At 56.5% G+C, this 15,159-nt stretch carries 11 protein-coding genes and 1 tRNA gene; 3 read left to right on the top strand and 9 right to left on the bottom strand.

The genetic code is table 11. The features are described 5' to 3' along the window. Nucleotides 1–878: 878 nt before the first annotated feature. Nucleotides 879–1,562 carry a hypothetical protein gene (locus tag ACR0DH_RS17775; RefSeq protein WP_480551180.1) on the bottom strand — a complete coding sequence of 228 codons (684 nt, stop codon included), beginning with the start codon at nt 1,560–1,562 and terminating at the stop codon, nt 879–881. A gap of 65 nt (nt 1,563–1,627) precedes the next feature. Beyond that, on the bottom strand, nt 1,628–3,490 hold the full coding sequence (locus ACR0DH_RS17770; RefSeq protein WP_480551178.1) for a DUF7380 domain-containing protein: 1,863 nt from the start codon (nt 3,488–3,490) through the stop codon (nt 1,628–1,630). 484 nt (nt 3,491–3,974) lie between these two features. Between ACR0DH_RS17770 and ACR0DH_RS17765 the strand changes: the two genes are divergently transcribed. Continuing rightward, entirely contained in the window at nt 3,975–4,331 is a 357-nt protein-coding gene (locus ACR0DH_RS17765; RefSeq protein WP_480551176.1) for a nucleotide-binding protein, read from the top strand. Between the two features lie 322 nt (nt 4,332–4,653). Here ACR0DH_RS17765 and ACR0DH_RS17760 read toward each other — a convergent pair. After that, nucleotides 4,654–4,729 (bottom strand) — tRNA-Trp (locus tag ACR0DH_RS17760). A 143-nt stretch (nt 4,730–4,872) separates the two neighbouring features. Between ACR0DH_RS17760 and ACR0DH_RS17755 the strand changes: the two genes are divergently transcribed. After that, nucleotides 4,873–5,580, top strand: coding sequence for a lysophospholipid acyltransferase family protein (locus ACR0DH_RS17755; RefSeq protein ID WP_480551174.1), 708 nt, complete (start codon nt 4,873–4,875; stop codon nt 5,578–5,580). Here ACR0DH_RS17755 and ACR0DH_RS17750 read toward each other — a convergent pair. From ACR0DH_RS17750 to ACR0DH_RS17730, 5 genes are all read right to left on the bottom strand, one after another. After that, nucleotides 5,577–5,822: a MoaD/ThiS family protein gene (locus tag ACR0DH_RS17750; protein WP_480551172.1), complete on the bottom strand. Its 246-nt coding sequence runs from the start codon at nt 5,820–5,822 to the stop codon at nt 5,577–5,579. The genes ACR0DH_RS17755 and ACR0DH_RS17750 overlap by 4 nt on opposite strands. After that, the gene (locus ACR0DH_RS17745; protein WP_480551171.1) at nt 5,815–8,070 is read right to left on the bottom strand and encodes a xanthine dehydrogenase family protein molybdopterin-binding subunit; all 2,256 of its coding nucleotides are present in this window, start codon (nt 8,068–8,070) and stop codon (nt 5,815–5,817) included. Before ACR0DH_RS17745 ends, ACR0DH_RS17750 begins: the two co-directional genes overlap by 8 nt. After that, entirely contained in the window at nt 8,070–8,549 is a 480-nt protein-coding gene (locus ACR0DH_RS17740; protein WP_480551169.1) for a (2Fe-2S)-binding protein, read from the bottom strand. The genes ACR0DH_RS17745 and ACR0DH_RS17740 overlap by 1 nt, the downstream gene beginning before the upstream one ends. Then, nucleotides 8,546–9,412 (bottom strand): FAD binding domain-containing protein, encoded by an 867-nt coding sequence (locus tag ACR0DH_RS17735; protein ID WP_480551371.1) that lies wholly within the window; start codon nt 9,410–9,412, stop codon nt 8,546–8,548. The genes ACR0DH_RS17740 and ACR0DH_RS17735 overlap by 4 nt, the downstream gene beginning before the upstream one ends. A gap of 127 nt (nt 9,413–9,539) precedes the next feature. After that, nucleotides 9,540–12,752, bottom strand: a complete 3,213-nt coding sequence (locus tag ACR0DH_RS17730; protein ID WP_480828159.1) for a reductive dehalogenase — start codon at nt 12,750–12,752, stop codon at nt 9,540–9,542. A 72-nt stretch (nt 12,753–12,824) separates the two neighbouring features. Between ACR0DH_RS17730 and ACR0DH_RS17725 the strand changes: the two genes are divergently transcribed. Further along, nucleotides 12,825–13,727, top strand: a complete 903-nt coding sequence (locus ACR0DH_RS17725) for a LysR family transcriptional regulator (RefSeq protein WP_480545031.1) — start codon at nt 12,825–12,827, stop codon at nt 13,725–13,727. Between the two features lie 15 nt (nt 13,728–13,742). Here ACR0DH_RS17725 and ACR0DH_RS17720 read toward each other — a convergent pair whose 3' ends face one another. Beyond that, entirely contained in the window at nt 13,743–15,014 is a 1,272-nt protein-coding gene (locus ACR0DH_RS17720; RefSeq protein ID WP_480551165.1) for an NAD(P)/FAD-dependent oxidoreductase, read from the bottom strand. Between the last annotated feature and the right edge of the window lie 145 nt (nt 15,015–15,159).

Genomic DNA, 15,159 nt, shown 5'->3' with positions numbered 1-15,159 from the left:
GCACCTTATTCGTGTTCATTCAAATTGGCGGAGTTGCTATGATTACCCCTACTCCCGGTAGCAGCCAGGTTCGAAATCAGCTCCAAAAAGAGAACTCGAATACTGACACGCCCCTGGATTTTCGCACTCTTGTACAACCGGCCGGACCATTGGCCGATACAGGTTCGGCGACGTGCTCACCTAGTGGTTCGGCGCTTTGCACGGCATTTGAAACTGGCTGCGGCTTTGCCGATGGAGGAATGTCCACAGAGCCCGACGGTAGCGTCACTTGCACCGTTTCTCGGGATGCCAAGATTGAAGAACGCATCTCCAGATCCTTCTCGACATCACCAGCGCCACTCAACGATGAGCCAGCCCATTGCACAAGTGACGGTACCAAAATCGGTGACAAGATTTGCGGCGGGTTTGGCGTCGCTTGCGGCGATCTCGGCTGCGGTGCCGCCACGGAACCTGACGGAAGCGTATCCTGCTCTTGCTAAAGCTTCAGCCATACTTATTGGCGCTTGATCTGAAAAGTGAACGACCGGTTTCCCATCCTCATTAAGGGCACCAAACCATGCATCAGCAGAAACTTTTGCACTGCGTGCGTGCGGAGCACTAAACCACAATGACTGTGTTGGGCTCACAGCCACCTTTCTCTGCGGATCGCAGGGACTGGCGGTCAGAGCCCTGACCTGCCTTTCCTGGTCTATTTGACCACTGCATTTGCATTCGTCAGGTTTCGTTGGCATTGCAGACCTTCGAGGTTTGATTGATGAACTCACAGGACGCGCCACTAAGCGGCCATTCAACCGGCTAACTTCATTGATCTCCTAGTGCCCACTTCTGCGATAGTCACATAGCTTGGACACTGCAAATGTATTAATCTGCACTTAGCCCTATTTGGTTGTTCGCCCCCAACGCTTCGCCATCATATGTTCTTCGAGCCAATGAGTGAGTTTTTCAGTTTCTCTGATGGCCTCAAGAAGATGGTCTCTCGAAACGTGGACCACAGGATCCAAAAACGAGACACTTGCTATCTCTGAATCACTGAACTTGGCTCTGTCCACGTCACTCATAAAAAATAGATGACCATATTTACTCCTGTCAGTCTTCGAGTGATTAACGCGCATGGTCGTTATATTCTCAGGATGCTGATCACGATTGCGAGCCAGCGTAATCTGCTCAATCACTCCCAGGTCGGCAGGGCAATTCCGACGGGATATGTCGAGGATCTGCTCAAAGCAGGTCATGTAGCCATCGATAAAGCCCTTCTTGAAAGCTTTCTTCCGCTCTCCCTCCTCCCATTGCACCCCTAGCTCCCGCTCCCAAGTTCTGAAGTAGAGTTGCAATGATGGTGAAACCATTGACAAGCATGTACGACCTAGTACTTCAAGGGCATCGGATGCCTCGATCCACTCAAGCAAATAGGCGGGTTCACCATCCTCACTATATGGTGGGTCGTCAAACGGCGGTAGCTCATCCTCGATAGCCCTAATGGTCGTTTCAAACGGCTTTGCAGCCGTATCGTAAAACCGTTGTATGAATTTAGTGCGCTCTTTGTAAAAGTACAGGACGTCCATTCTTGTCTCCGGTGTATTCATTTGCGGTCAGTGGAGTGAGACATAGCGTCTCGTGTATTGATCCACTAAGCGCTTTGAAAAATTTCGTCCCAACGCTTCGCGAGCGGCAAGCAGCAAATGTGCCAGATAAGCCAATATGCATAGATGGAGTCGGAGCCATAGGCGACACCGTCATGATGGAGGGCGTGAGCTACACCATGGCGAATATTTGGCCCGTGTTTTGAGAGAAATACCCGGCGAATGTCGTCTGTCAGGGCGACTCCGAAGATCGCCTTGAGCTCATCTCCGAGCGTGTCATAAAGCGCTGAAATAGTCCGGTCTTCTTGCGTGCCCGTCGCATCATCAAATTTTGACACGTCATGTCCGTGCGACTTGAGAACGTGCCTAAGAATTCCTTCAAGCATGGGGGTTAGAATGTACATCGCAGATACGTACTCGCCCCGGAAAAAATTTGCGAAACCTACTGATATCGTGTGGAAAAGGTTAGGCGGAACAGCAGGGCTATGCCGTAGTATATGCCCAATTTCTTGATCACTAACAAAGTGCTCCAACGCAATTGTGCTTCGCGCTACGTCCACAGCAGCTTTTGCAACACAGTTGCGCCGTATACCTTCGGCTTGTGCTATCTTGCCTTCCAGATCGGCAGGAGTAAGCTCATCCTCAGACAATGTGCCCTCTGACTTCGCGACAGTCTTACCGTCGCCATCTAAGAAAGCTGTGCCGAAAATCGACGAAAGCGGGAAATCGGCTACTTGCTTTTTGGCATCGGCCACAAGTTTGTCCGGATCAGGTGAGAAGGCCAGCAAAGTAAACATCCTAAATGCAGAGGATAGATCTTGGCCCTGGAACTTTTCTCTTACGCCCTCGGCAGTTTCTTTAACGTCCATGCTATATTCAAAGGACTGCATTTCGTCTTTGATACCGTCTTGAATGTCGATCAGACGATGGCGTAGTTCATTGCGCCGCTCACGGGACGATGGAAGGCCATGATACTCGGCGATTGCCTGTGACATCCAGTGCGCAGCTATCATGGCGGCTCCTTCTTTTGCCGCAAGCGTTTCAGCTTCAGCAGCAAGGCACTCTGCGGCCCTCCTTCTACAGTCATCGGCTTTGTCTTGTGCTCCAGCCCCGGCGTTAGCTCCGGACGCAAGTCTCCATAAATCAACTACGATGGTTGTACCTAGTTCAGAACCATGTGCCGATAGAAAGTCTTCCACGAACTGGGCAACATCTTCGGCAGACGATGCAGACCAATCTAAGTCCGTTTCCCCAAACTTCCGCAACAAGACAGCATGCTCGCTTTCACTTGGTCTTATTCTCAAGTCAGCAAGGATACTTAGAAGCTCAGCGTGGTATGGATCAGGGCGCCCCAACCCTCTAGAAACCTGAAGCGCGTGTGAGAGGATTTCATGGCCAGTCAAACCAAACGCGGACGTATCATAGGTGCAAGTCAGCTTTCCTTCATCGAGTCCACGAAGAACTTTTATGTACTCTGCAAGTGCAGCTCTTCCGAGCTGGTGCTTACTTCTTTCTAGGTACCATGCAAGATGCCCCAGCCGTGCCTTTACGACCGGGTTGTCACACATGTCGAAGCATTTTTCGATGATGTTGACAAAAGGGCCGTCGAAGTCTTCAGGCGCGGCTGACCTCGTTTCTGGGGAACGAAATATTGGGTGAAACGGTTGTTGGGGATTGTCGGTCGACGCTCCCATCCACATGATTGCACTCAGCATGTTGAACAGGTGTTTGTGTCCGTTGCTGTCGGAAAGCGTTTTTGCGGCATTGTTGAAGTGGTCGCCATATACCCTCGGTTCGCAGGAGGTTTCCCCGTGGATAACGGGCGCAATCTCGAAACCGGGAAAATGTTCTTCTGTTGCAAGCAGCCACATCGGCTTCGGTGGCTCTTGCGGGTCAATTTCTTGGGTCATTTAAGTCCAATCTAAATAATGGATTTTGGGAAATGCGGCACACCGATAGGTAGTACCCCTTATATATGTATATACTTGGAATTGCCCTGATTTGTCACAAACGGACTCAAAAAAACTGCCACAGAAACAATAGCCCGCCGCGATTGGAGGCTTAGATGCACTCTCTGATGGGTTTGAATACCTACTTTGCAAAATCTGCTTCTGCAGCATTGCTGCCTTTCGTAATGCTAGGTCCTGCACCAGCAGCGAACGACCGCTCTGTGGCCCGAGCAGCCGGTCCAGAAATGGGCCGGTTGTTACACTGAAAGCAGTGTAAGAAATCGCCCCATACGAGAACTATCAGTAAAAACCGGACCGTCGGGCAGGTTTGGGCTTCACGCTCGAATAGCAGGAGCAGCAAGAATAGCAGCCATGCTATTGGTCACACTTTCGCCCAGTCAATCACTTACACTCGCCCGATAGGTTAACATCGATTGAGTGATTCATGCGTATTCGGTTCAAACTTCTGTTCATTGGCATCCTGACTACCATTCTGGCTTTCTCAGCGTCAGCCGAAGAGATCCCGCCAAATGAGGCAATGCAGCACGTTGGTGACTGGGTGACAGTTGTTGGCGTCGTTAGTCAGGTTGCCGACAATGGCAAAGGCACCAGTTTTCTCAACTTTGGGGGCCGCTACCCTAATCACACTTTCTACGGCGTGGTTTTAAGGAAGTACGAACACAAATTCCCCGACGTTCATAGATACCAAGGCCAAGCCATCGCAATCAGTGGAAACATAACGCTCTACAAAGGCAAGCCGCAGATTGTCCTGTACTCACCGGAGCAGGTTCAGATTCGCTGACTCTTTCCACAATGATTGAAACAAACAGGGCTTGTTGCTGGTTTCTGCTGTGTGTCGGTTGGGTATCCTCAGTTTAAAGGCAGGCCATTTAATAATGGTGGAAAAAGGTGCGGGGAGCCCTTGAACCTCACTTCCGGCCCGGATCGGTGGAATTTGAACCTGACAAAACCTGACATATGAATCACCGGTTTCTACCGGGGAATAGCGGGCACAGGGTGAGAGTTCAGGCCCGATTCACACACTTTTTTCGCAAAACGCACAAAAAAACGCACAAAATTCTGCAGCAGGTGAGCGGAAAATGTGGCTAAGCGTTTGATTTTAATGGCAGGGGCAGCAGGGTTCGAACCCGCGACCTACGGTTTTGGAGACCGTCGCTCTACCAACTGAGCTATACCCCTGTGGTGCGCCACCAGATATGCTAGCCGCGCGGCGGACTCAAGAGGCTTTTTTTGCAATCCTCGTCAGTTCGTCACCTGACAAACAAGTTGCGCGGCGCGCGCAGTGCGGTAAGACAAGGGTCGGGCAACAAAAGGAACCCAGTTTGAGCCTCCGCACGAAAATCGCCGACAGCGAAGCTTTGTTGAATTGGACTGCGCGGCGGATCGCCAGCTATATCCGGATGGTCAACCGCAACACGCGTTGGCAGCGCATCGGATATAAAGAGCTGGATCAACTGGCCGAACAGGGTGAACCGGTCATCGTTGTGCTTTGGCACCAAAGACTGGCCCAATCGCCCTATTTTTTCCCACTGGACAAGGGAGATATCTGTTCGATCACATCCTCGGCACGCGCGGGCAGCATGGTTGGACGCGTGCAGAAACTGTTTGGCATGGACACGATCGCCATGACCAGTAAGAATGCGAACAATATCGCGGTGTCGCGCGAAGTGATTGGCAAGATCAAACGGGGAATATCGATCGGGATTGCTGCTGACGGCCCACGAGGCCCTGAACGGGTGTTGTCGACCGTCCCTTTGGTTTGGGCGCGCACTTCGCGCAAGCGGGTTTTTGGCATTACCTTTTCCGCCAAACACGGGCGAGAGGCAGGCACCTGGGACCGCCTTCTGATGCCGCGCCCCTGGTGCAATGAGGGCGTGTTTCTGTGCCGCGAGTGGACCGAAACGGTGCCGCGCAAGGCCAGCGAAGAAGAGATTGAGGCGCTGCGGCTCAGCCTTGAGCAACACATGAACGACATCACGGCCGAGGCCGACCGGATGGTCGGGCGCGAACCGTGGTCGCCCGAGGCCTAACCGCCCCTTAAGCGTTGCATCAGGTAGATTTCGCTGCCTTCGGGGATGGGTTCGGTTAGCCCCGTGGCAATGACGCGCCCGTCGACAGCAATAGAAACGCCTGCATCAATCGGGGCCTGCAACTGAGGGTATGTATCGACCAAAGCTTGCAGAAGCTCTCCGGTGGTCTTGGCCTCAACCTCTACCACCTGTCGGCCCCCGGTCAGTGACCGGAGGCCGGACCAAAGATGGACCTCAACCATTGTCCTTAAGCGCCGCCAGAATGCGCGGCGGAGACATTGGCAATTGCTTCATCCGAACACCAGCCGCGTTTGACACCGCGTTGGCGATGGCCGCTAGGGGCGGAACGATGCCGGTTTCACCCACACCACGCACTCCAAACGGGTGGCCGGGGTTGGGCACTTCGACAATCACCGTGTCGATCATCGGCAGGTCGCTGGCCACCGGGATGCGATAGTCGAGGAAGATCGAGTTCTGCAACCGGCCATCCTCGCCATAGATATATTCCTCGTTCAGCGCCCAGCCGATGCCTTGCGCGGCGCCGCCCTGATATTGACCTTCCACATAGGTCGGGTGGATCGCCTTACCGGCGTCCTGAATGACCGTGTAGCGAGTGATCGATGTTTTTCCGGTTTCCGGGTCGACCTCAGCATCGACGATATGGGTACCGAAGGACACACCCGCACCTTCCGGAGTCGCCTCGAAATGGCCTGAGATCGGACCGCCGGTGCGCCCCATATCCGCCGTGATGTCGGACAGGGCCAGCGGATCGAAATCGCCAGCATTGGGTCCAGAGGGCACGGCACAGCCGTCTTCCCATTTCACAGCCTCAACCGGGATACCCCACTTGGCCGCCGCACGTTCGCATAGTTTTTCGACCGCGTGTTTGGCCGCCTTGATGGTCGCCAAACCCGACGCGTAGGTCACGCGCGAGCCGTGGCTGACGTCGTTGTAGCCTAGCGTTGCGGTGTCTGCGATGGTCACGCGGATGTTTTCATAGGGAATACCCAAAACCTCAGCCGCCATCAGCGCCATCGACGCGCGTGAGCCACCGATATCGGGCGTTCCCACCATCAACTGCGCCGAGCCATCCTCGGACAGTGCGAGCGACACCGAAGTTTCACCGCCATGGTTGAACCAGAAGCCACAGGAAATCCCGCGCCCCTGCCCCGGCTTCAGCGGGGCCGAATAGTGCGGGTGCGCCTTTGCGGCCTCCAGCGTTTCGACCAGACCAATGCGTTCGTAGGTCGGGCCATAGCTGGCTTTGGTCCCCTCGTGGGCGGCGTTCTTTAGGCGCACATCAACAGGATCGAGGCCCAGCTTGTTACACAGCTCATCAATCACCGATTCGACGGCAAAGGCCCCCATTGGGGCGCCCGGCGCGCGATAGGCCGCCTGTTTCGGGCGGTTGGCCATCACGTCATATCCGATCTGTTTAACGTTGGTCAGATTGTAAGGGGCAAAGGCGCACATGGCGGTCATATCACCCGGCGCGCCGGGGAAAGCCCCACCTTGCAGACGGAATACGCCCTGCGCTGCCGAAATCGTGCCGTCCTTCTTCATCCCAATCTTGATATCCATAGACGCCGAGGCCGTTGGCCCCGTGGCGCGGAACACCTCTGACCGGGTCATCACGATCTTGACTGGGCGGTTCGCCTTGCGGCTCAGTGCGAGCGAGACAGGTTCAATGAAGACGGTGGTCTTACCACCAAAGCCGCCGCCGATTTCGGATGCGGTGACACGCAGTTGGGAGGTCTCAATCCCCAGCAGAGCCGCACAGGTTTTCTGAGCGATCCAGTGGCCTTGCGTTGTGCACCACAACTCACCTTTGCCATCATTGCCCAGCATGCCCAGACAGGCGTGCGGTTCGATATAGCCCTGATGGGTGGCCTCGGTGACAAAGCTGTCTTCGATGACCAGATCAGCCTCGGCAAAACCCGCTTCGACATCGCCATGGCCGCTCTCGTGGTAGCGTACAACGTTGGGATGCATCCCCTCGGGTACTGAATAGTCCGCCGCCCCTTCACGAATGACCGGTGCGTCGGGTGCCATCGCCTTGTCCACATCGGTGACATGGGGCAGGACCTCGTATTCAACCTCGATCAGTTTCAACGCATCGCGCGCCGCGAGGGCAGAGGTCGCCGCGACAGCTGCCACCGCGTGACCATCATAGAGCGCTTTTTCACCCGCCATGACGTTTTCCAGCACGTTCCAAAATTCGCCTTCCAGACCGGGCTTGAACGGGACATCGGCGAAATCGGCGCGGGTGATGACGGCTTTGACGTCCTTATGCGCTTCGGCTTTGGATGCATCGATCTTGATGATCCGCGCATGGGCATGGGGAGAACGCAGGATCGCGCCGTGCAGCATGCCGGGCGCGGTGATATCCGCACCAAACTTGGCGCGGCCTGTCACCTTGTCCAGACCGTCCGGGCGATCTGGGCGGGTGCCAACAAAAGTGAAATCAGTTTTGCGATCGTCCAGAGCCATTATGACGCCTCCCGCATCTCAGCCGCCGTGTCCATCACAGCGCGAATGATTTTGTCATAGCCCGTGCAGCGGCAGAGGTTTCCTGCCAGCCAGTACCGGGTTTCCTCTTCGGTCGGGTTGGGGTTCTTTTCCAGCAGCGATTTGGCCGCGACCAGAATGCCCGGAGTGCAGATGCCGCATTGCAGGGCGGCGTATTCGATCATCTTTTTCTGCAACGGGTGCAGAACATCCCCGTCCGCGATGCCTTCGACCGTCTCGATCTGTTTGCCTTCAGCTTCGACACCCAGCATCAGGCACGAGCACACCAGACGGCCATCTACGGTGACCGAGCAGGCGCCGCAATCGCCGGTGCCGCAGCCTTCTTTCGCGCCGGTCAGGTTCAGCTTGTCGCGCAGGCAATCCAGCAGGGTTTCGCGCGGGTCGCAGAGGTATTCGAACGCGTCGCCGTTAACAGTGGTGGATACTTGGAGCTTGCTCATGCTTGGTCTCCCTTCGCGCGGGCATAGGCGATTTTTGCGGCGCGTTTGGCCAGCACTCCGGCCACTTCGGTGCGGAAGGCGATGGTGCCGCGTTTGTCATCGATCGGGTTGCAGGCTGCCGAGGCCGCAGTGGCCAGCGCATCCAGTGCGGCGTCATCCAGCGTTGAGCCGATGATGGCCTTGGCACAGTCTTCGACCAGCAGGACGGTCGGGGCCACAGCGCCCAACGACACGCGCGCCTCGGTGATGGTATCGCCGTCCAGCCGCAGGCTGACGCCGACGCCGACGACGGCAATGTCCATCTCGGTCCGTGGGATAAAGCGCAGATAGGCGTCGCCGCCGTTTTCGCCGCGGGCAGGAATGTTGACGGCCGAGATCACCTCGCCCTTGGCCAAGGCGGTCTTGCCGGGGCCTGTCGGGATATCTTCGACCGCGACCGTCCGATCCCCGTCGGGGCCGGTTACGGTGACGGTCACACCCGCCGCAATCATCGCAGGCACCGAATCCGCTGCCGGAGAGCCATTGCACAGGTTGCCTGTCAGCGTTGCGCGCCCCTGCACCTGAGTCGATCCGATCAAGTCCATCGCCTCGACCACACCGGGCCAATCACGGCCAAGCTCGGGATGCTCGCTCATCTCGGCACCCGTAGTGGCCACGCCAAGCGTCCAACTGCCATCAGCGTTGCGGGTGATGTCATTTACACCGTTGATTTTCTTTATGTCGATCAGCGTATCGGGCGTCACCAGTTCCGAGCGCAGCTGCACCAAGACATCGGTGCCGCCGGCCAGAAACCGTATGATGCCCGTCGCTTTTGCGGCCAGAGCCGAAGCTTCGGCAAAGCTGGCAGGGCTGTGATAATCCATGATTTTACCTCGCGCCTGTGGGTCAGGATTCACTGGGGTTCGGATGGACGTTAGTTCAGCCATCCTCCGGCGTCCATGGCCCGCACGACCTATTTTGATGTCAAATCATGTCGCTTTCAGACCGTAGTCAAAGGTCGATCTCGATCACGCCGTCGGGATCTGCCGCGCGGCTTTGGCACAAGATCATTGCTTTTTCGCGTTGTTTCGCTGACAGAACGAAATCGCGGTGGTCAACTTCGCCCGCCAAAACACCGCATTTGCAGACACCGCAGATTCCATCTGAACATTTCACATCCACGTGAAACCCAGCCTCATTCAGGACCTGAGCCGCATCCTTGTCTGAGGGGACAGACAAAACCTGACCCGAACGCGCAAGCTTGAGGTGAAAGGGGTGATTTTCATATTCAGGCACTTCCGGAGCCGAGAAATACTCCAGATGCCGTGCGTCATCAGGGAAACCTTGTCGAGCGGCCGCTTGCATCACCCCGTCCATGTAGCGATCCGGACCACAGGTATAGACGTGCCATCCCTCGTGATAGTCCGAAAGGATAGCATCCAGATCGGCACGGGTTCCTTCGTCAGAGAAATGATAGTGAACGCGATCTGCCCAAGGGGCAGCGGCCAGGTCTTCAATGTAACCGGCACTGTCGCGTGCGCTGGCAGAGTAGTGCAACTCGAACGCACGACCCAGCGCATGCAGACGGTGAGCAAAGGCAATCATCGGCGTGATCCCGATGCCGCCACCCATCAGGAAGGTCTTGGTCGCGGTCTCGTCCAGTTCGAAATGATTGATCGGATTTGAGATGAAAACCTTGCGCCCTTCGTTGAAGATCCGGTGCAACAGGGCGGACCCGCCGCGCCCCTCATCCTCGCGCAGCACGCCGATCTGATAGGTTGCCCGATCCGATGGATTACCCGACATCGAGTATTGCCTCAGGAATTCGGGCGCGACCAGCACGTCCAGATGTGCGCCCGCTGTCCATCCCGGCAGGGGCGCACCGTCCAGCGATGCAAACTCGTATTTCGTGACATCCGCTGTCATCTTTTCGACCTTGGTCACGGCAACCCGCATCACAGGTGCGTGGCCAGCGATCTGATAGCGATGTACAACAGAGAGATCCCCTGCAACCTTGCGGGATTTGTATTCGTCCGCCGAAACCATCGCCTGATACGCGGCGATCCCGGCCTCTCGGTCCATTGCAAAGGGATAAGGCCACGGGTGTGGGGCCAGATTGGCGGGGTACACCGCCAAAGTCTGATCCTCGTACTTTAGGTCAAGGTCCCGTTGCAGATCACGCCGGTTGAGTGGATGGGTTGAGGGTCGATAGGACCCATCGCCCTGCAATTCGATGTCCCACCACCATTTCTTGGTGTCATTCAGCCCGCCATTTCCAACTGCGTCATCCAGTCTGGCCAATGCGGGGGCCGCTTGCGGAATGTTCATCGCAGCCCAGCGAAAGGGGCGTTCCTTGAAGATGCCTTCTAGGTTCCAGGGGCAGGTTTTCATACAGCGTCCGCACATTGATCCGCCGGGTGTGGTGATCCGGTAGGTCGCACATTTCTGGCTGTCGGACTTCCAGATTTCATAGCCGTTGAACATCAGCTTGGGTCCAGCCGTGATCGCGCCCGAGGGGCATTCGCGCGCGCATTTGTTGCAGGACTCGCAAAAGGACTGCAGGCCAAAATCGATGGGCTTGTCGTGATCAACCGGCATATCGGTCGTCACCACACCTGATTTCAGACGTGGGCCCAGATAGGGGTTCAGAATGACCTCTCCAATGCGGCTGACCTCACCCATTCCCGACAGCAGCAGCAATGGCGGTTGCAGCACTTCGCCATCCATCACCGTATGCGCTTTGGCCTTGTAGCCCATGTTCCTGATCTGCTGCGCGATCACCCCGCCAAGCAGTGAAAACCGCAGATAGGCCCGCATAGATTGTGCGACGCTGATCCAGTCATCGCCGCTTGCGCCTTCCATCGTTTCATAGCCCTGGTCGATGATCATGCTGACGGCCTGATCATGGGGCGGTACGATTTCTTCTCCTGTCGCGTCGTGGGAATACCAGCTCCAGTCCGGGCATCGGCTGAGGCCAACCGCATCGACGCCCAGAAAGTAACTTGTCGCCTTGATGTTGGCGGCGTTGCGTGCGGCGTCCGAGGGTTTGGGCACGTCCGCACTCTCGCCATCCTGCAAAAGTACAAACGCACCAAGAGCCCGACGTTGAGCAAAACTCGGGGCGGATTTGCGCACGTAATATCCACCCTTTGCGGCATCTTGCAGATGTTTGCCCATATCCCCGAACTGGGCGCGGGCGAACATGTCCGCGCGTTTGGGGACGCGGGCGACATTTTCTTCGTCGATATAGGTGGTCGGCGTTTCGACCCGTTTCAGCGTCTCAAACGGATGAGCGCCATCCACATAGCGCCGCTTGGCATATGGATCGCGGTTCAGTGCGTTCTTGGCATACCCCGCCCCCAGCCACCAGGCAGGACCCTGCGTGCGAAACCAGGGTTGTTCTGCCATTGGGACCAAGGGCAGATCATGGGCAATCTCCATCTCTGTCGTGACCGCGGCCAGCCCAAAACGCCGCCCCAGCCACGGGGCCACCAGCGCCGAGTTTTCAACCGTCGCCAATCCTGCGGCTACTGCCAGCTTGCGCAAATCAACCTCAGACGACATGGCTGAATGTGCCCGTGCATCAAAGCCAAGCAATCGGATGTAGTTCGCAATAACGGTCGCGTTTTCAGTCGCCAGAAGGCAAGCACGGTGGTCCTGCGCATCCATGATCCAATCCGCACCGGGCTCATCCGGCTGAGGATCGCGGTTGTATTCGTACAGAAAGACGATGGCGTGACGATGGCTACCTATCGGACCGGGTGTTGCTTCGACGCTTTCCTTCAGATCCGCCATGATCACATCAATGCCCGAGGCAAGCGTCTTTGTCTGACGACTGCGCAGAGCTTGCGCCAACCGGTGGATATCCGGGTTACGGCGGGGCTGTTCCAAGAAAGCGTCGCGCGGCAAAGGTCCGCAACCCATCATCGACGCGTCATTAAAATATCCAAACGCTTTCAGATGGTTCGCGCGGATCATGGGATCAGCTGGGATATCCGATATAGTCGGGTTCACCAGACCATCGCGGATCGTGTCCAGCATCGCCTGAAACTCACCCATCGCATTGACGATGCTTTCGGGCTGTTCATTCCGGTGAAAGCTCAGTAGCGGCATTTCGGGCAGCGCCGACAGGTCCGGCATGGCGCTTTGGCGCGCCAGACGTTCCAACGGATATGGACCCAAATGCACCGGTCGGTTTTTATCCGAGAAAAAGCGAATGCCCATTGAGCCTCCTTGCCTGAGAAGTGTCTAGCGCCCGGTGGACAGCAAATCCATTCATGCCTAATCATATATCATATGAAGAAAATCGATTTTTCTGACCTTGATGGTAAGGTTCTCCGCGCGTTTCTGACGATCCTCGAGGAGAGTTCCGTCTCGAAAGCTGCCGACCGATTGGGCGTAACCCAATCCGCGATCAGCCACACATTGGGCAAGCTACGCCATGTGCTTGGTGACCCGCTCTTTGTGCGATCGGGACAGGGGCTGACGCCGACAGAACGCGCTTTGTCACTGAAAGAACCGGTACAGACCGTCCTCGACGGCATGCGTGCGCTGACCGATGAACGCCCATTTGATCCTCAGTCAGAAGAGATCGAGATTTCCATCGCAACCAATGATCTGCCGCGCGAGTTGATCTTTCCCGACCTCCTGCGCGAAACCCGCACCGAGGGGGTTCAGCTAAGGATCGACTTCATCGCGTCAGGCGTGCCAGACCCAGACGTGCTGCGCAGTGACAGGTGCCAATTGATGCTGACCCCGCTGCCCCCGGACGGGCCGGATATTCTGCAGAAACGCCTGCTGCACAGCCCTTTGATGGTATTTTTTGATAAAACCCAGCGCGATGCGCCCGACAGTTGGGAAGGCTACTGCGAAAGCGACCATATCGAAGTGCGATTCCCCGATGGCCGCAGCGCGCGCGCCGTGATGCGTGGGGTCGACCAGAACCAAATCCGACCACCCGTCGTGACCCTGCCCCATTTCAACGCCATTCCCTCATTCGTAAAGGGCAGCCCCCTGATATCGACCGATACGGCGTTGATGAAACAAGGCCCACTATCCGAGCTGGATTGCGCGCCCCTCCCCTTTGAGTGCGAGCCTGTGTCGATCTACATGGTTTGGCATCAGCGGATGGCCAACGACCCTGCCCATCGTTGGCTGCGCAAACGGATTGAAGAGATCGCGGCTCGGCTGCGAAGCTAACTGTCAATCAACCAGTTAAAACCGCGCTTTAACTAGATGTGTCAGTGCAGCACCCGTTTCAAAATAGACCCGGCGCAGGCGAGGCCATCGCTCGTGGTGCTCGGGTACCACTGGAACAGGCAGGCAGGAAGGATCACCGGTCAGAAGGCTTTGCGCCATCAGGCGTCCAAACACCGTACCGGGTCCGATGCCCCGACCGGAAAACCCATGCGCCGACAAGGCATTGGGGCCAATTTGAGTGATCTTCGGGATATGGTCAGACGTCATGGCAATGCGACCATGCCACCCTTCGACAAGGGGCTGATCTGTGAGTTGCGGATAAATCTGGTCCAGTTTTCGTCTCACCCAGGCCAAGTGTATTCCGTGCCCGGCATGACCCAAATCACCCATGCCACCGATGATCATCCGTCCGTCGCCATCCAGACGGAACGATGTCATGATCAGACCCGTATCCCAGCATCCCTCACCTGCTGGTAAAATGCTGGCGCGCAGATTGTGTGACAGGGGGGCGGTCGCATACTGGAAGTAATAGACAGGGACATAGTCAGGTGCAGATTCTTCAGAGCCCTGATGATACGCATTGGTGGCCTGAATGACAGCCCGCGCCCGCACATTCCCTTGAGGTGTCTCAAGTAACCATTCCTTGCCTTCGCGGCGCAGGCTTTGGACCGGAGTTTCCGAATAGATATGCGCTCCTGACTCTGCGGCCGACCGCGCCAGACCTGTGACATATGCCATCGGCTGGATAGTTCCCGCTCGCGGATCACATAGCGCTCCATGGAACGCTGTACTGCCGGTTCTTTGTGATGCATCCTGCGCTGTTAGCAGCTCAACTGGCGCACCGCTGGCAACCAACTGCGCATATCGTTTCTGCAGATCGCGGCGCCCTGCCCCGGAATGCGCACAGTGAAGCGTGCCCTGCCGTACCGGTTCACAATCGATCCCATTTTGATCTATTAGATCGAAGACATCCGCAGGTGCCTGCGCCAACAGATCGATCAGCCGGTCACCGGTTTCCTGACCCAGATGATTGCGGATATCGTCAGGCGGTAGCCAAAGGCCCGCATTGACCAACCCCACATTGCGCCCAGAGCCGCCATGACCGATGCTCTTTGCTTCGAGCAGACAAACAGACGCACCCTGCTGCGCCGCATATAAGGCCGCCGAACAGCCCGTATAGCCACCTCCTACGATCGCAAGGTCCACACTTATGTCAGACAACAACGGTGCCACCGCGACAGTTTCACGGCAGGTGGTTCGCCAAAGAGGTTCATCGGGATTAGTCATGGCGCGCTTTCAATCATTCTGCGCAGCCTTAGCGCGTCCATGCGACTGTTACCAATCAAAGATCAAACCTGATCGAAAATCTGCGCGGTCTTCGACCTTGCGTCCTGCGGACGGCATGGGCCGGGTCGGCGCGGGCACTGCCCGG

This window comes from Ruegeria sp. I1 (assembly GCF_056532675.1).
Note: the sequence above shows the minus strand (reverse complement) of the source record. Positions and strands in the feature narration are given on the sequence as shown.